This window comes from Streptomyces muensis, assembly GCF_021474425.1.
Taxonomy (GTDB): domain Bacteria; phylum Actinomycetota; class Actinomycetes; order Streptomycetales; family Streptomycetaceae; genus Streptomyces; species Streptomyces muensis.
In genome coordinates this window covers 1-17,229 of sequence record NZ_JAKEIP010000181.1, presented here as the reverse complement: position 1 = coordinate 17,229, position 17,229 = coordinate 1, and the positions used below count along the sequence as shown (strand labels likewise).

Genomic DNA, 17,229 nt, shown 5'->3' with positions numbered 1-17,229 from the left:
GGGGGATGGGACGGGTAGGGGCGGCGGGGGCGAGGGGAAGGTCCGGTTACACCTTTGGCTGGGAACCCGTCGCCAGCGACCCGCACAGTGCCGTCGCCCCGCCCGTGGCGTACGGATCGGTGCCCGCAGGTCCGCCTTCCTTGGCCGTCTGGCCCGCCAGCAGGGGATGCAGCCGGTTCGTCGAGTCCTCGGCGCAGGACAGCGGTCCCGCCTGGACGTAGGAGACGAGCAGCTGGGTCTGGCGCAGCCGCAGGTCCTCCCGGTCGAAGCGGAAGTGCAGCTCCCGCCGCACGGTGAACAGCGAGGCCTCGGCCACCTTCTCCCCCGCTTCCCGCGCCTCCGCGGCCCGCAACGCGTACACGAACGTGTGATCGGCCGTGACCTCCAGCGTCGCCGCGTCGGTCTCCGCCGCCTGGAGCGTGCCCTGCACCCGGATCCTGCGGTCGGCCAGCTCGGCCTGGGAGGCGTCGAAGCGGACCAGCCACCCGGTCGGCGCATGCCGCCCGTCCGCGGCCGGATGCCCGAAGCTCTGGTCGAACTGGTCGAGTTGGTCGGGATCCAACAGCACCCGGACCGGCCGGATCTGCTCGCCGGTCAGCACTTCCGGATACAGCGCCGACCGCACGATGTAGTCCTTGGCGATACTCAGCGCGTTCGTCACCTGACTGTCCGAGAAGTGCGCGGTGCGCCGCGCGGCCGGCAGCGGGATGCCCTCCGCGCCGATGCGGAACTGAGCGGCCGGACTGCGCGCGTACAGGTGCTCCGGATCGGCGGCCCCGGGCACCTTGCCCTGCGGGGCGAGCGGGATGACGGTCATGCGCAGCGGCTCGGCGGGCGGCCCGGAGCTCGCGGGGGTCTGGTAGGGGTGCCGTACACCCATGTAGATCGCCGTGCCGAAGGCCACCGCGATCAGCAGGACCAGGATCAGCGCCTGCCGGGACAGACCCCGGCGCAGAGGCGCGCGGCGGCGTACGGCGGGCGCGTGGTCGGCCATGCGCTCCTGCGCGGAGAACTCCTGGAGACGGGCAGCACGGACGAACGACTCGTCGAAGACGACGGATCGGTACTCGTCCTCGCCACCTCCGGGGCCGCCCTCGGGTGTCCCCTCAGGTGGGTCTCCTGGCCCTCCCATATCTTCAGGGTAGGTCGCCGGGAGGTCACGTAAACGCCCTGCTGCACGACAAGTTCTGACAGGTTCTCACCAGGACGAGGGGGCGAGAGAAAGGCCGCTCTCCGTAGTGTTCAGGCCTTCGGTCGGGTTCCGGTCAGGGTGTGCGGGGCGTCGCCGAGACGGCCGGCTGTGAGTAGTCGGCGGACGCCGAGGGCGATGCGTCCCTGCCCTGTTCGAGGCCCGTGGTGGCGGGCGGCGGAACCTGGTCCCTGCTGTTCGAGGAGGCACCCCGGTAGACCGCCGTGAAGGCCAGCGCGACCATGCCGATGCCCATGACGAGGGCGAGCATCCAGGCGACGGGGCGGTGCCAGCGGACCTGTTTGCCGTACGTCCCGGGGGCGCCGTAGCGATCCTCGAGAATGTCCGGGTCGTCCAGATCGTCCAGCTCGGGATCATGGCCGAAAGCGGGGCGGCCGTCCGGGCCGTACCCCTCGTCGTATCGCTCGCCCCGGCCGCGTGCCCGGCGTGCCTCCGCCTCGGAGGCCTCCGCTCTGGCCTGGGCGGCGGCAAGGAGGCGCTCCACGGCGGTCGGCTCGTGCACCACGGCCGCCTGTACGAAGGCCTCGTCGAAGACCACGGAGGCGAACTCTTCGTCCGACACCCCGCGGTCGTGGTCGTCGTCGGGCTCCCAGCCGTCAGGGAACGGCGTGCCCCCCACGTCCTCCGGCACGGATCCAGAGTAGTCCTGGGGGGTCATTTTGGGCAGACGGTATGGAAATTCATCCGGCTTACGAGACACCTCGGGTGCGCCCCGCGCCGTCCTGCCCTCCGACGCGCCCCCTGTCGGCGGGAGCGCGCCCCCTGCGCGGAGGACTGCTCAGCGCCGTACGTGCCCGTCCCCGGTGACGATGTACTTCGTGCTGGTCAGCTCGGGCAGGCCCATCGGCCCGCGGGCGTGCAGCTTCTGCGTGGAGATGCCGATCTCCGCGCCGAAGCCGAACTGGCCGCCGTCGGTGAACCGGGTGGAGGCGTTCACGGCGACCGTCGTGGAGTCGACCAGCTGGGTGAACCGGCGGGCGGCCTGCTGCGAGGTGGTGACGATGGCCTCGGTGTGACCGGAGGTCCACAGCCGGATGTGCTCGACGGCCTTGTCCAGCGAGTCCACGACCGCGGCGGCGATGTCGTACGACAGGTACTCGGCCTCCCAGTCCTCCGCCGTGGCCTCCACGACGGTCGCCTTGGAGTCCTTGGCGTACGCCAGCACCCTTTCGTCGGCGTGCACGGTCACGCCGGCCTCCGCGAGGGCGTCCAGGGCGCGCGGCAGGAACTCGGGGGCGATGTCCTGGTGGACCAGGAGGGTCTCGGCGGCGTTGCAGACGCTGACCCGCTGGGCCTTGGAGTTGATCAGGATCTCGATCGCCATGTCGAGGTCGGCGTGGGCGTCGACGTAGACATGGCAGTTGCCGGTGCCGGTCTCGATCACCGGGACGATGGACTCGGTGACGACGGTCTGGATCAGCGAGGCGCCGCCGCGCGGGATCAGCACGTCGACCAGGCCGCGGGCCCGCATCAGCTCGCGCACGCTCTCCCGGCTCTCCCCGGGCACCAGCTGCACGGCGTCTGCGGGCAGCCCGGCCCCGCCGACGGCGTCGCGGATCACCCGGACGAGTGCCGAGTTCGACTCGTACGCCGAGGCCGAGCCGCGCAGCAGCACGGCGTTGCCGGACTTCAGGCAGAGGGCGGCGGCGTCCACGGTGACGTTCGGGCGGGCCTCGTAGATGATCCCGACGACGCCCAGCGGGACACGGACCTGGCGCAGGTCGATGCCGTTGGGGAGGGTGGAGCCGCGGACGACCTCGCCGACCGGGTCGGGCAGGGCGACGACGTCCCGTACGTCGGAGGCGATGGCCCGCACGCGCTCCGGGGTGAGCGTCAGCCGGTCGATGATCGCCTCGCTGGTGCCGGCCTCGCGGGCCTTGGCGATGTCCCGGGCGTTGGCCTCGACGATCTCGCTGGTACGGACCTCCAGCGCGTCCGCGATGGCGAGCAGCGCGTCGTCCTTCTCGGCCCGCGGCAGCGGGGCGAGGTCGGCGGCGGCGGACTTGGCGCGGTAGGCGGCCCGGTTGACCGGGGACATGGAGTCGTACGGCGAGAGCGTGGTCATGAAAGAAGGGTAGTGCGACTGCGCGGCGGGTCCAGCGCCCGTTCCAAACCCCGAGACAAGCAGCGCAGACCGCGCAAGGAGGTCAAGGCCGGTCAATACGGGTGGACGCCGACCGGGCTCGCCGGCGGTGGCCCGTATCCCTCCGCGATCCGCTGGTGATAGGTCTCGCGGTCGATGACCTCCAGGCCGACGATCTCCCAGGGCGGCAGCCCCGCGCTCTGCCGGTGCTCGCCCCACAGACGCAGGGCGACGGCGGCCGCGTCGTGCAGGTCGCGGGCCTCTTCCCAGTAGCGGATCTCGGCGTGGTCGACCGCGTACCGGCTGGTCAGCAGAAAGGGGTGGTCGTGGGCGAGCTGTTCGAGGGCGCGCCGTACCTCCTTCAGCGGGGCCTCCTGGCCGGAGACGCTGAGGGTGACGTGCCACAGGCGGGGCAGGTCCTTGGGCTCCTCGTACCGGTCGCCGGCCGCGACGCTCGTCAAGGCGCGCTCCTCACCGGCCGCGCGGGACGAGGCCCCACCGGCACTGCGGGACGCCGTCCCAGGGCGCACTCGTCTCACGACGGCCTCCTTTACGCAGTGACCGACTCGGTGGTCGTGCGGAATGTCCCTGAGACAAAGTTGAGCAGGCCGCAACGGCTCGCGGGGCGGTTTTGCGGAACGTCCACCTCAGGGCGACGTTTGAAGCGGGGCGTTCCCCCTGTTTTCGGCCGGGGGTCCGGGGGTTGTCCCCCGGGGCAATGCAGCGCGGAACGTCCACCTCAGGGCGACGTTTGAAGCGGAGCGTTCCTCCTGTTTTCGGCCGACGCCGTCGGCTACGGCTCCAGGATCACCAGGTCGTCCCGGTGCACGACCTCGCGCTCGTACTCCGCGCCCAGTTCCCGCGCCAGCTCCCGCGTCGAGCGGCCGAGCAGTTGCGGGATCTCCTTGGCGTCGAAGTTGACGAGCCCGCGTGCGACGGGCCGCCCGGTGGTGTCCCGCAGTTCGACCGGGTCGCCCGCGCTGAAGTCGCCCTCGACGGCGGCGATGCCGGCCGGCAGCAGCGACTTGCGGCGTTCGACGACCGCCCGGACCGCGCCGTCGTCCAGCGTCAGCGAGCCCTGCGGGGTGGAGGCGTGCTGGAGCCAGAGGAGACGGTCGGCGGAGCGCTTGCCGGTGGCGTGGAAGTAGGTGCCGGTGTCGCCGCCGTGCAGCGCCTCGGCCGCGTGGATCGCGCTGGTCAGGACCACGGGGATGCCGGCGGCGGCCGCGATCCGGGCCGCCTCGACCTTGGTGACCATGCCACCGGTGCCGACGCCGGCCCGGCCCGCGCTGCCGATCTCGACGTGCGCGAGGTCCTCCGGCCCCCGTACCTCCGCTATCCGCGACGTACCCGGCTTGCTGGGGTCGCCGTCGTACACGCCGTCCACGTCGGACAGCAGGACCAGCAGGTCGGCGCGGACCAGGTGGGCGACGAGGGCCGCGAGACGGTCGTTGTCGCCGAAGCGGATCTCGTCCGTGGCGACGGTGTCGTTCTCGTTGACGATCGGGAAGGCGCCCATCGCGAGGAGCTTGTCGAGGGTGCGCGAGGCGTTGCGGTGGTGGGCGCGGCGGCTCATGTCGTCGCTGGTCAGCAGCACCTGGCCGACGCGGACGCCGTGCCGGGCGAAGGACGCGGTGTAGCGGGCGACGAGGAGGCCCTGGCCGACGCTGGCGGCGGCCTGCTGGCGGGCCAGGTCCTTGGGGCGGCGGCGCAGGCCCAGCGGGGCGAGACCGGCCGCGATGGCGCCGGAGGAGACGAGGACGACCTCCTTCTCACCGCCGCTGCGGCTCTTGGCGAGGACGTCGACGAGCGCGTCCACGCGGTCGGCGTCCAGGCCACCGGACGCGGTGGTCAGCGATGAGGAGCCCACCTTGACGACGATCCTGCGGGCCTCGCGCACACCCTGCCTTGCCCCTGCCACCTGTGCTCTTTCCCCTCACGTGCATCCGGTTGCCTGCTCGGCAATCTACGCGAAGCGGATCGTTCGGCGCGCGGGGATTCCAGCCCCCGGACAGGCGGGCGGTGACCGCCCGCTCGCACTCCGGGCCCCCAGGACACATGCGTGTCGTCTGCAGGCCGCCGCGCGTTAACCCGGACGCACGACGTCCCGCGCCGACCTTGGAGTGACCGCGTTGCCCGCACCCCTGTCCCGCATCCCGGCCAGAGCACTCGTCACGGCTCTCCTGGCCGCCGCCTTCTGCGCCCAGGCCGTGGCGGCGCTGCGCCCGCACGTCCCGCTGCTGCTCGCCGCGACGGCCGTGTCCATGGCCGTCGAGGGCGTGCTGTACCGCTGGCACCGCGGTGTGCTGTCGGTGTTCGCCAAGTCGCACGCGGACATCACCGTGCGACATGTGCTGCGGGACCTGCTGCTGGTGGTGGCGCTGCTGCGGCTCGGTGAGCAGCACCGGGAGACGCTGTACACGCCGCTCGTCGCCGGGCTGCTCGTCTTCTACGCCCTGCACTGCGCGATCCAGGCGGTCTCGGTCCTGGTCCGCCGCACCCGCACGCTGCCGGTGGTCACCCGCAACATCGACGCCTCCGCGCTGCGCCTGTCCGCCGCCCCGTCGGTCCTGCTGCGCCGCCCCGCCCACCGGCTGCTGGTCTTCGGCCTCCCGGCCACGGCGGGCCTGCTGGCCACGGCGGCCACCGACGACCCCCGCTGCGGGGCCCTCGGCATCGCGCTGTCCCTGGGGCTCGCCCTCCTCGGCCTGTACGACCTTCTCGTACGGCTGCTGCCGAGCCGTCGCCCGGCGAGCGAGAGGGAGACGCTGGCCTGGCTGGACGCCTGGCTGGCCGAGTACCGGCCGACGGTCGGGCTGTACTTCTCCGGCGGCGCGTCCTCGGCGTACCAGGCGAACATGTGGCTGGAGCCGCTGGCGAAGCTGGACGGCCGGCCGCTGATCGTGCTGCGGGAGCGGTTCATGGTGCAGAAGCTCGCGCCGACCGACGTCCCGGTCCTGTGTCTGCCGAAGGTCTCCACGCTGATGCGGCTTGAGGAGTCCTCGCTGCAGGTCCTCATCCACCCCTCGAACTCGGGCAAGACCTCCCAGGTCCTGCGCATCCCCACGCTCAAGCACACCTTCGTCAACCACGGGGAGAGCGACAAGCTGTCGTCCTGCAACCCGTACGCCAAGGCCTACGACGAGGTGTGGGTGGCCGGTCCGGCGGCGCGCGAGCGGTACGCGTACGCCGAGGTCGGCGTCGAGGACAAGGACGTGGTGGAGATCGGCCGGCCGCAGCTGGACGGCGTACGGCCGTACGAGGGCGCGCCGGCCGGGGCGTGCACGACCGTGCTGTACGCGCCGACCTGGGAGGGCTGGGACGGCAATCCCGGCAACACCTCGGTGATCGAGGCCGGCGAGAACCTGGTACGCGCGCTGCTCGCGGACCCGGCCGTACGGCTGCTGTACAAGCCGCATCCGCTGACGGGGTCCGTCGATCCGCGGGCCGGGGCGGCCGATCTGCGGATCCGCGAGCTGATCAGGGCGGCGAACCGGGAGCGGACCGGGGAGCGGCCGGGCGACACCGGTGAACTCGCTCTGCTGACCGCGGAGTTGGACCGGCTGACCGCTCTCGCCGGGCGGGCGAGCGCCGATCAGGTCGAGCGGATGCTGCTGCAGGCGGCGCCCGAGCCTGGACGGGCGGAGGCGGTGGCGCGGGCCACGGTGGCCTGGGAGGAGGCCTACTGGGCGTCGCTGCCCGAGTGGGAGCACCAGATCGTCACCGACGTCAGGCCCACGCTGTACGCCTGCTTCAACCAGGCGGACCTGCTGATCAGCGATGTGTCCAGCGTGATCAGCGACTTCCTGGCGAGCGGGAAGCCGTACGCCGTGGCGAACACCAGCGGCCTCGCGGAGGACGTGTTCCGCAAGGCCTTCCCGACCGTGCGCGCGGCGACCGTGCTGACGCCGGACGCGGCCGGGGTGCCGGAGCTGCTGGACGCGGTGCGGCACCCCGAGAAGGACGAACTGGTGCAGGCGCGGGCGGAGTTGAAGCGGCACCTGCTGGGGCCGGACGAGCCGACGTCACAGGTGCGCTTCAACGAGGCCGTGCGGTCGCTGTGCACGGCGGCTCTGGAGCACCGGGCCCGGATGGCCGAGCGGCTGGCCGCGGAGACTCCGGAGATCCCCGATCAGCGACGCTCCGTCACGCCGCGGCGGCCCGCCCACCCGGCGTAGGCCGGCCCGAGGACCTCAGCACGCGGCGCGCCTTGCGCGTCGCGCGTCGCAGGAAGGAGTCGGCGCCGCCCTCGCGATACCCGTGGAAGGCGCGGGCCTCGCGGGGTTCGGCGAGGTAGACGCTGTCGGGTATCCCCGCCGCCCGGTCCCTGAAGTGCGGGTAGACGAGGTAGACGCGGCGGCCCTTCTTCTCCAGGAGGGCCGCCGCCTGCTTCTTGGCCTTGACGAACTCCACGACGGGCAGCAGGAGATCGGGGCGCTGGGCGGCGACCAGGTGCAGCCGCAGTCGTTCCCCGACCTTGAGGCGGCGGGCGATGTCCGGGGTCCAGTGGGCGTCCATCAGAGGCTTGGCCAGTTCCAGCTTGTGCTGCCTGACCTCCTCGCTGTCCCTGGCGTACACGGGCCCGAACTGCGGGAGCAGCGTGATGAGGAACGGGCGGACCATGAGCAGGTCGCGGCGGTCGCCGGCGGGTACGAGCTCGGCGATCAGGTTCATCAGGGCGCGCGCGGAGTCGAAGCGCAGGGTGTAACCGCCGCTCTTCGTCACATGCTTGCCGTCGTCGCGGCCGACCAGGTAGTAGCAGGTGTAGTCGGCGACCACGGAGACGCCGTCGGCCCGCAGATAGGCCTCCATCGTGAACAGCGCGTCCTCGCCGGTCCACAGGGACTCGTCGAAGCGCATGTTGTGCCGGGTCAGCAGCTCGCGGCGGAACAGCTTCTGCGCGCTGAGGGTGAACTTGATGTTGGAGGAGTAGACGTCGGTCCGGTCCAGCGTCTTGCCCCACATCGACTTGGGCGCGGTGCGGTTGACGCCCTCGACCTTGCCGAGCACGACATCCGTGCCGTTCTTGTCCGCCATCGCGACCATGCGCTGCAGGGCCTCGGGGCCCAGCCGGTCGTCGGCGTCGAGGAAGAACACGTACCGCCCGGCCGCCTTGCCCAGGCCGACGTTGCGCGGGCCGCTCGGCCCGCCGGAGTTCTCCTGCCGGATCACGGTCACCGGCATCGCCGCCCGCGCCGCGAACTCCTCCAGGCACTCTCCCGTCCCGTCCGTCGAACCGTCGTCGACGGCGATGACCTCGATGCGCTCCGGGTCGATGGTCTGTGCCTCGATGGACGCCAGACACTCGACGAGATACGGCATCGCTTCGTACGCCCCGATGATCACGCTCACATCAGGCTGCGCAGCGGTCACGTTTCCCCCTCATTAACGGGATATCTCCCCCGTATCGCCTCTTTGGCTACCTGGTAGACGGCCAAGGGATGCAACCGGTTGCCTAGAACCTGTGTTTTCGTGATCCACATCACAAACATCAACTGACATGGGATTACGTTAATCGGGCACGGTAAGAGGCCCGTCAGAAACGGCGCGGCCCCCGAGGAGTCGCTCCTCGGGGGCCGCGCCGTCTGCTGTTCGGCTGTTCCGCGGGGTCAGGCCGTCACGTCGTCCCCTGCCGCCGCGACCCGCTGGGCGGGCACGCTCGCCGGCTCGGCCTCGGCCTCGGCGGTCACGGCCGCCGCCCGTGACACCTGGCCGACGTTGCGCGCCTCCGCCTTGATCGCGAGGTTCGCCACGGCGGTGTTGAACTGGTCGATGGACGTCGGCTCGTCCGGGCCGAGCAGATACCGCTTGAGGTCGCCACGGTCCTCGGCCAGCGGGTCCGCCGCCGGGTCCCGTACGGCGTCCAGCAGCTCGCCCAGCTCGGCCGCGCTGTTGGACAGGATCGTGGCGGCGCGCACCGCGGTGTTCTGCCGCTTGAACTCCTCCACGCCCAGCTCGGCGGAGTCCGTCACGGCGTACGGCTTGCCGCTGGCGATGAAGTCGGAGACGACGCTGGAGATGTCGGAGACCATCGCGTCGGAGACGTTGAAGCAGTCGTAGAGACGCGGCTCGGCGCCCGTGATGACGCGGTGCTCGTGGCCGCCGAAGGACCGCCAGTACGCGGTGTTCCACTCGGCGCGCAGCCGGGCGACCTCCTCGTGCCGGGCCACGTCGACCAGCCCGTCGCGGGTGGCCTCGGCCTCGTCGCCGCCCTTGCCGCTGCCGACGGCCTTGCCGGACAGCTCGGCGAGGCGGGCCTCGATACGGGTCAGCTCGGCCTTGGCGGCGGCCTGCGCGGCGGCGTCGGCGGTGAAGCGCGGGTCGGTGGCGCGCTCGGCGGCGGCCTTCTGGACCAGGGCGGTGATCCGGCGGTGCGCGGCGCCGGCCGCCTTGCTGACGGTGCCGGTGAAGGGGTGCGGCTTGTACAGGACGCGGACCGGCGGATCGGCCTTGACCAGCTGCTTCACGATGTTCTCACCGGCGAGCACCAGCGAGGTGTTGCCGGGGTTGCCGTCCCAGCCCTCCCAGGTCGGCGCGTAGAGGACCGTCGGGATCCGTCCCTCGGGGACGCCGTTCCAGCCCTGGATCGGGGCCAGCTGCGGGCGGCCGACCTCGACGATGTCGTCGTCGCGGATGCCGACGTCGGCTATCGCGTAGCGGTCGCGGCCCGCGCGGCCAGCGGTCCACACCTCGTCGTAGACCTTGCTGTACGGGTTGACGCTGGCCAGCTTGTCGCTGTCGCCGTGGCCGATGAAGACGTGCTTCATGGTGGGCACGCGCAGCAGGTGGATGTTCTTGCCGACGTTCGCCGCGTACAGGGCGACGCGCACGTTGGACAGGTTCAGGTTCATCAGGTGCACACCGCCGGGCACGCAGATGACGGGGACCGTGGTGGGCGCCAGGTTGTTCAGGATGACCCGCTCACGCAGGATGATCAGCGGCCTGGTGTCCAGCTGCTCCATGGTCTCCAGCCACATGTTGACCTGGTACGCGGAGTCCTTGGAGCCGGAGAAGTACAGCACCGTCTCGGGCCGGTACTCGGCCAGCCAGGCGTCGAGGGCGGCCAGGACCTTGTCGGCGTTCGGCGGGATCTTCGGGCCGCGGACGTACGGGACGAGCGCCAGCACGTACAGGCTGCCCACGCCGATCGTGATGCCGATGCCGACGAAGCCGGTCACGGCCGACTTCAGGGACGCCGAGACGAGGATGCCGGCGACGGCCGCGAGGTCGAGGTGGAGCATCTTCTCGGCGGAGCGGTGCAGCAGCGCGCGCGGCGGGGCGTCCGGGATGCGGATGCGCGAGGCGAGGTCGATGTTGCGGGTGGCGACCGGCATACGGCGGCGGTTGCGGATCAGGGTGACCAGCGCGCCGTGCGGGGCCTGGAGGCCGTAGAAGGCGATGAAGCAGGCGATGGCACCGTAGTAGATCAGGTCGTCCGCGAGGCCGAGGCGGGCCAGCAGCAGGATCAGCAGAAGCTGTCTGATCAGGAACCGGATCGACAGACCTGCCCGCACCTTGCTCAGGCGGTTGACCAGATAGCTGCTCTTGCGGTGCAGATAGTGGTCCGCCAGGTACGTCACGGCGGCCGCGGCCGCGAAGGCGGGGACGCTCGGGACGAGCGCGGCCAGCATGAGTGCCGGGAAGCCCAGCATCATGAAGACCGCCGCGGCCAGCTCGGCCGCGCTGCCCACCCGGGCGACGCGAATAGCGGTGGATATCACGGAGAACCTGCTCAGGGAGAGGGGCCGGTCTGAAGGGGGAAGGACTCAGGCCCCTGTGAATTCTTCGTGAACGAAGAATCGCAGAGGCCTGAATTCCATAAGGCTATTAACAGTTGATTATGCCATGCCGTCCTGGCGGTCCAGAACACTGGCCAGCGCCTGCTCGAAGCCGGACGCCTTGCCGGCGGGCGCCGTCGGGTCCTGCTGGCGGACGTCGATCACATGGCCGGTCAGCTCGGAGAGCAGCACGTCCAGGGAGGTCCGGGCGACGGCCTCGGAGGAGAGCAGGCTGCCCGAGGGCTCCTGGCCGAAGGCCTTGGTGCGCATCGGGGTGGCGGTGCGCTCGGGGTTGATGCAGTTGACGCGGATGCCGTCGCCGGCCCACTCGTCGGACAGCGCCTGGGTGAGGTTCACCATGGCGGCCTTGGTCGAGGAGTACAGGCTGTACTCGGCGCGGCCGCGGGTGTAGCTGCTGGAGGTGTAGAGCAGCAACTGGCCCTTGGTCTCGGACAGGTACTTGTACGAGGAGCGCGCGATCTGCACCGGGGCCAGGTAGTTGACCTTCAGCGCCTCCTCGATGGTGGCGTTGTCGGTCTCGGCGAGCTTGCCGATGCGCAGCACACCGGCGGTGTTGACGACGTAGTCGATGCGTCCGGTCTCGGCGTACGCCTTGGACAGCGCGTCGTCGACCTCCTCCGGGTTCTCCACGTGGGTGCCGGTGGTGGAGCGGCCGAGCGCGTACACCTTGGCGCCGTAGGACTCGGCGAGTTCGGCGATGTCCTTGCCGATGCCGTAGCTGCCGCCGAAGACGACGACCGTCTTGTCCGTCAGCAACTCGCGGTAGGCCTCCTCGCCGACCTGCTCGGGAGCGGCGGTGGAGCCCAGCTGGAACAGCTTGTCGGCGATGAAGACGTCGACGGGCTGGGTGACCTTCATGTTGTACTCGTCGCCCGCGACGACGTGGATCGGCACGTCCGGCAGGTACTTGAGCACGACCGAGCAGTCGTCCGTGGCCTGGAAGTTGGGGTCGCCGGCGGCCACCTCGTAGGCCCGCTTGATCGTGGACAGCTTGAACGCCTGCGGCGTCTGGCCGCGGCGCAGCCGGGAGCGGTCCGGGATCTCGGTGATGAACTCGCCGTCCTCGCCGTGCGTGCGCGTGACGATGATGGTGTCGGCGGACGGGATGGCGACGTCGACGGCCTGGAAGCGCTCCAGGGCCACGACGCAGTCGTCGATGACACGCTGTGACAGCAGGGGGCGTACGGCGTCGTGGAAGAGGACGTTGAGGTCCTCGCCCTCGGCCAGGCCCTCGCCGAGGGCGGAGATGGCGCGCTCGGTGGTCTCGTTCCGCGTCGAGCCGCCCTCGATGATCTTCTTTACCTTCGTGAACCCGGCCTTGGCGACGATCTTCTCGATGTCCGGCACGTACCCGGGCGCCATCAGCACGATGACGTCGTCGATCGAGTCGGCCTTCTCGAAGGTGGTCAGGGTGTGCTCGATGACTGCCTTGCCGGCGATCTTCAGCAGCTGCTTGGGGATCGACAGACCCACGCGCTGACCGGTACCGCCGGCCAGGATCACTGCGGTGGTACGGGGCTTGGCTATGTGCTGGGACACAGGTGACCTACCTTGTGGCGACTGGGAACTTGGAAATGGTCCCACTTGGGGTTACCGCAGTGCAAGGTGAGCGTCCCCGGCCGCATATGTGCGCGCAACCTCTCATTCACCTTGTACGCATGGCCATTACCGAGAGGCCCTGCGAGGGTTCCCGGTAATTGCTGTGAGTAACGGCACAGGCTCAGCGAAGCCGTAGCCGCTTGAGGCAACGGTGGCCGAGTACCCGCACGAGTTCCTTCGACGACGTCTGGTGAACCGTGCGCGACTTGGCGGCCGCGGTGTGCCGCGGGGGAGCCGCGGCCGCCGCCGCGAGAGCCCCGTACAGCGCGTGTGCGGCGACCTCGGGGGCGATGCGCGGATCCGGATCGGACCGGGGCGCCGGCTGCTGTGCGGCGGACAGCTGAACCGCGGACAAAAGGCGCATGTCGCCGATGACTCGTACGCCCGTCCCTTCAATACGCTCCGCGATCTCCGCACCGATCTCGGCGGCGGCCTCGACGGCCCACTGCGGGGTCCGAATCTTCACGTCTCCGAAACCAGGGGTGCACGTGTTCTTCATATGCATCACAGCACCGTTCCGGACCAGCTGTGAATAGAGCTCCGCGGGCAGTTCATTGGCGCGGAATTCCTTATTAAGATTCCGCAGCATTTCGGTCTCGGCGAGGGTGAGCGAGCGATTCGCCGCGTCCGGAACGGGCTCGAGCAGCCCCGTGGGCAGCCCCAGCAGCGCCTCGAAGGTACGGGTCAGGCCCTCGCGGTCCCGGTCGTCGACCACGACGACGGTGACCCGCTCGGGGCCCACCACCCGGGCCCACCGCTCGACGAGCCGGTCGTGCCGGTGCCGGTGCCAGAAGCTCGGGTTGGGCTTCTCGTACGGCGGCTTCCTGAGCATGTGCTCCAGCCAGTCCCCGTAGCCCATGCGCAGACCGTTCTGCACGTACTGCTGCCACTGCGAGGGCATGATCCGCGCCAGCGGGCGCAGCGTGACCAGGACGTGCACGCGGTCGCCGCCGAGCTGCTCGACGATCCGCCCGATCGTGTCGCCCTCGGGGGCGTCGGCGAAGAACTCGCTGCTGATCACGGAGGTGCGCCGGCCGGTGGCGCGCACCTGTTCCAGCAGCCGCTCCCAGTGCCGCTCGGTCGGCGTGGTGTCGCCCATCATCGCGGTGCGGGCGCAGGCGGCCAGGACCGCCTCCATGGGGTGCCTGGTGGTGGCGGGCCAGGCGACGCCGTGCCGGGCCATCTCGTCCTTCGCCGCGAACAGGGCGCCCTGGATCGAGGTCGTGCCCGTCTTGTGCGGGCCGATGTGCAGCAGCCGGGTCCCGGCGGGCAGCGGGGTGAGCACGCCGCCGCCGGCCGGGGATTCATCTCTCGTACAGTCGGTCTCCATGGTCAGAGGACGGTAAGAGACCTTCCTGAGACCGCGCTGAGAGTGACCTGGGACATGGATGAGTACCAGGTCCCCCACCAGGCGTTACACGACCTCGACGCCCGGCCGTCCCGCCTCGACCCGCAGCCTCGCCAGCGTGCTCGGCGTGGCGGACTGCTGCCGCACCGTGTCCACGATCCGCACCTGTGCGTCGATGCCGTCGCGGCGGATGTCGAAGAGGTGGTAGCCGCGGTGGGCGTCGAGCAGCTTCCAGTGCGGGTTGTCCGGCAGACGCGGGTCCCACTCCTTGTGGAAGGCGGCCTGGTCCTGGTCGCCGTTGCTGGAGATGGACGTACCGACGAACTCCGCGCCCACGACGGCCGAGCCCGGGTCGGCGTAGTCCTCCTTGAGGTCGCTGATCATCGTCAGATGGCGGTCGCCGGTGAACACGACCGGGTTGCGGACCTTCTTCAACTCCCCCATCAGGGCGCCTCGTTCGACCTGGTAGCCGTCCCAGGCGTCGTAGTACCAGAGCTTGCCCTCGCCGACCTTGAGGTCGGTCTCGGCCATCATGATCTGCGAGCCGATCATGTTCCAGCGGGCCGGCGAGTGCCGCAGCCCGTCGAGCAGCCACTGCTTCTGCTCGGCACCCAGCATGGTGAGCGAGGGATCCTGGGCGCCTTCCTGGCTCTTGGCCTGGTCGCTGCGGTACTGGCGGGTGTCCAGCACGCTGAGCCGGGCGAGGCGGCCGAACTCCAGGCGCCGATACATCTGGATGTGCGGGCCGTTCGGGACGGCGCTCGCCCGGACCGGCATGTGTTCGTAGTACGCCTGGTAGGCCGCGGTCAGCCGGGCCACGAACGCGTCGTGCGGCTGCTTGTCCGGGTCCTGCGGGATGTCGCCGGCGAAGTCGTTGTCGACCTCGTGGTCGTCGAAGGTGACCACCCAGGGCGCGTTCGCGTGCATCGCGGCGAGGTCCGGGTCGGTGCGGTACTGGGCGTACCGGTTGCGGTACTGGACCAGGCTGAACGGCTCGCCCGTGCCCTCGTGCCGCCGCACGCCGGTCGCCGACGGCGTCGACTCGTAGATGTAGTCGCCGACGAAGAGGACGAAGTCGGGGTCCTGGTCCAGCATGTCGGCGTACGGCGTGAACCAGCCGTGCTGCCAGTTCTGGCAGGACGCCAGCGCCATGCGCAGCCGGCCGCCGGAGCTCGTCGGGTGGGGCGCGGTGCGGGTGCGGCCGGTCGGCGAGATCTGTCCGCTCACGCGGAAGCGGTACCAGTACGTACGTCCCGGGCGCAGCCGTCGTACGTCGACGTGGACGCTGTGACCGAGCTCCGGCCGGGCCTGGGCGACGCCGCGGCGCACCGGCTTTCTGAACCGCTCGTCCTCGGCGATCTCCCACTCCACGGACACCACGCGGTCGGGCATGCCGCCGCCGTTCAGCGGGTCCGGGGCGAGGCGCGTCCACAGCACGACGCCGTCGGGCAGCGGGTCACCGGAGGCGACGCCCAGGCTGAACACGCCGTCGGGCAGCGGGGTCTCCGCGGCCCGGGCCGCGCTCGGCAGCCACAGCTGGGCGGACGCCGCCGCGCCGAGGACCGCCGCGCCGGCGGTCAGAAAGCGGCGTCGGTCGGGCGATACGGATCCGGAAACACCGGTCATCGGCGAACTCCCCTGCCTCGCTGGCCTCTTGGACACTTCGGATGCTCACGCCCGAGGGCGGTCCGACCGCTGAACTGCGAGCTTCGCGTGCATGACAAATAGGGAGACAACAGAAAACCCGTCACGGCACGGGAACGTGCCCTTGCCGCAACGGGTCTGGCGGTCGATCAGTAGTTGAACCCGGAGCCGAGCTTCGCGTTCGCGGCGACCGTGCCGAGGGTTCCGGCTCCGAAGGTGAAGGACCCGGTCGGGGTGACCCCGGCCGACGTCGACCTGAACACCCACACCGCCCCGGCGTTCGCGTTCTCCCCGGGCGCGCCGACGACGAGTTCGGCGCGGCCGTCCCCGTTGCCGTCGACCAGGTGGGTGGTGCGGCCGAAGGCGTCGTCGGACTCCGCCGCGCCCGGCACACCGGCCGTGTCCTGGTTGACGCCCGCGGCACCGGCGCCGGTCAGCCCGTTCGCGCCGCCGCGCAGCACGATCGCCCCGCCGGCGTTGCTCAGCCTGTCGAAGTCCTCGCCGGGCACGCCCGTCGACACATCGGCGTACCCGTCGCCGTCGACGTCGGCGACCGAGACGTCGGAGCCGAAGCCGTCGGAGCGCTCGGCGGCGCCCGGGACTCCGGCGCTGTCCTGGTTGACGTACCTCGCCTCGGTGCCGACGGGGCCGTCCGCGGAGCCCGGGACGAAGGCGACCCGGCCGCCCAGGGGTATCGGGGTGTCGACGTCGCTGTCGTAGCCGTCGACGGGCCGGCCGACCACGATGTCCTCGTAGCCGTCCCCGTTCACATCGCCGAGGTCGAGCGACTCACCGCCCTGCACCCGCCAGCCCCTGCCGTCACGCAGCACGACCCCCGCGGCGAGCCCGTCCCGCGTGCCCTGCCAGTAGGTGACGCGCCGGGCGTCGTACTCGTCGCCGTCGTTCATGGTGCCGACGACGTCGTCGATGCCGTCGCCGTTCACGTCACCGGTGGCCAGGTCGAGGAAACGGGGGTCGGAGTCGTCGTGGACGATCTGCTCCCCGCCGCTCGCGGAACCGTCCCGCCCGAAGGGGCCCTTGACGATCCGCAGGTCGGTGAGTCCTTTGACGACGACCAGGTCCGGGGCTCCGTCGCCGTCGACGTCCCCGACGGCGAGCTGCGCGCGGGCGCTGAGCCGGTCGTAGGTGTCGTGCCCGTACGCCAGCGCCGCCCCGCCGGACAGCCCGTCCGCGCCGCCCCAGACCACCTGCACTAGCCCGGTCTCGGCACCGCCCTCGACGGAGTCCTCACCGGTGACGCCGACGATCAGGTCCGCGTAGCCGTCCCGGTCGAGGTCGGCGCTGCTGACCGCGCTGCCGAACCGGTCGTCGGTCTCGGCGGAGTCGGTGACGCCGGGGGTGTTCTGGCTGACGACCTGCTTGGAGCCGGTGTCCAGCCCGCCCGCCGACCCGTACACCACGGCGACGTACCCGGCCCGCGTCTTCCCGTCGACGGTCGCCTCGGGCGCCGCGACCGCGAGGTCGGGGTAGCCGTCGCCGTTGAAGTCGTCGTGTGGGGGGTTGTCGGTGGGGGCGGTGGCCGGGG

At 70.9% G+C, this 17,229-nt stretch carries 12 protein-coding genes; 1 reads left to right on the top strand and 11 read right to left on the bottom strand.

Annotation, left to right across the window (positions count from 1 at the left end; all coding sequences use genetic code 11):
• Window positions 1–46 precede the first annotated feature (46 nt).
• From L0P92_RS31160 to proB, 5 genes are all read right to left on the bottom strand, one after another.
• Window positions 47–1,132 (bottom strand): SCO2583 family membrane protein, encoded by a 1,086-nt coding sequence (locus L0P92_RS31160; protein ID WP_234766396.1) that lies wholly within the window; start codon window positions 1,130–1,132, stop codon window positions 47–49.
• A 133-nt stretch (window positions 1,133–1,265) separates the two neighbouring features.
• On the bottom strand, window positions 1,266–1,841 hold the full coding sequence (locus L0P92_RS31155) for an SCO2584 family spore wall biosynthesis protein (RefSeq protein ID WP_443733753.1): 576 nt from the start codon (window positions 1,839–1,841) through the stop codon (window positions 1,266–1,268).
• Between the two features lie 147 nt (window positions 1,842–1,988).
• Entirely contained in the window at window positions 1,989–3,275 is a 1,287-nt protein-coding gene (locus tag L0P92_RS31150) for a glutamate-5-semialdehyde dehydrogenase (protein WP_234766394.1), read from the bottom strand.
• Window positions 3,276–3,367: 92 nt separating this feature from the next.
• A complete protein-coding gene (locus L0P92_RS31145) occupies window positions 3,368–3,823 on the bottom strand; it encodes a DUF8830 family protein (protein WP_234766397.1) in 456 nt (151 codons plus the stop codon).
• A 263-nt stretch (window positions 3,824–4,086) separates the two neighbouring features.
• Window positions 4,087–5,214: a glutamate 5-kinase gene (gene proB, locus L0P92_RS31140; RefSeq protein ID WP_234766393.1), complete on the bottom strand. Its 1,128-nt coding sequence runs from the start codon at window positions 5,212–5,214 to the stop codon at window positions 4,087–4,089.
• A 211-nt stretch (window positions 5,215–5,425) separates the two neighbouring features.
• Between proB and L0P92_RS31135 the strand changes: the two genes are divergently transcribed.
• Window positions 5,426–7,471 (top strand): hypothetical protein, encoded by a 2,046-nt coding sequence (locus tag L0P92_RS31135; protein ID WP_234766392.1) that lies wholly within the window; start codon window positions 5,426–5,428, stop codon window positions 7,469–7,471.
• On the opposite strand, the gene L0P92_RS31130 is transcribed toward L0P92_RS31135, so the two are convergent.
• The 6 genes from L0P92_RS31130 to L0P92_RS31105 all read right to left on the bottom strand — a co-directional run.
• Window positions 7,440–8,666 carry a glycosyltransferase family 2 protein gene (locus L0P92_RS31130; RefSeq protein WP_234766391.1) on the bottom strand — a complete coding sequence of 409 codons (1,227 nt, stop codon included), beginning with the start codon at window positions 8,664–8,666 and terminating at the stop codon, window positions 7,440–7,442. The genes L0P92_RS31135 and L0P92_RS31130 overlap by 32 nt on opposite strands.
• A gap of 236 nt (window positions 8,667–8,902) precedes the next feature.
• Window positions 8,903–11,014 carry a CDP-glycerol glycerophosphotransferase family protein gene (locus tag L0P92_RS31125; RefSeq protein WP_234766390.1) on the bottom strand — a complete coding sequence of 704 codons (2,112 nt, stop codon included), beginning with the start codon at window positions 11,012–11,014 and terminating at the stop codon, window positions 8,903–8,905.
• Between the two features lie 117 nt (window positions 11,015–11,131).
• Complete coding sequence (locus tag L0P92_RS31120; RefSeq protein ID WP_234766389.1) at window positions 11,132–12,631, bottom strand: bifunctional cytidylyltransferase/SDR family oxidoreductase; 1,500 nt, start codon at window positions 12,629–12,631, stop codon at window positions 11,132–11,134.
• Between the two features lie 181 nt (window positions 12,632–12,812).
• Window positions 12,813–14,021 (bottom strand): hypothetical protein, encoded by a 1,209-nt coding sequence (locus L0P92_RS31115; protein WP_234766388.1) that lies wholly within the window; start codon window positions 14,019–14,021, stop codon window positions 12,813–12,815.
• 84 nt (window positions 14,022–14,105) lie between these two features.
• Window positions 14,106–15,665, bottom strand: a complete 1,560-nt coding sequence (locus tag L0P92_RS31110; protein ID WP_234766387.1) for an alkaline phosphatase D family protein — start codon at window positions 15,663–15,665, stop codon at window positions 14,106–14,108.
• Between the two features lie 167 nt (window positions 15,666–15,832).
• Window positions 15,833–17,229, bottom strand: a 1,397-nt coding sequence (locus tag L0P92_RS31105) for an FG-GAP-like repeat-containing protein (RefSeq protein WP_234766386.1), incomplete at its 5' end; no start/stop codon positions are given.

Excerpts from the sequence above, each read along its gene's own strand:
- L0P92_RS31110 (WP_234766387.1), bottom strand. The coding sequence starts at position 15,665 with ATGACCGGTGTTTCCGGATCCGTATCGCCCGACCGACGCCGCTTTCTG.
- L0P92_RS31115 (WP_234766388.1), bottom strand. The coding sequence starts at position 14,021 with ATGGAGACCGACTGTACGAGAGATGAATCCCCGGCCGGCGGCGGCGTG.
- L0P92_RS31160 (WP_234766396.1), bottom strand. The coding sequence starts at position 1,132 with ATGGGAGGGCCAGGAGACCCACCTGAGGGGACACCCGAGGGCGGCCCC.
- L0P92_RS31150 (WP_234766394.1), bottom strand. The coding sequence starts at position 3,275 with ATGACCACGCTCTCGCCGTACGACTCCATGTCCCCGGTCAACCGGGCC.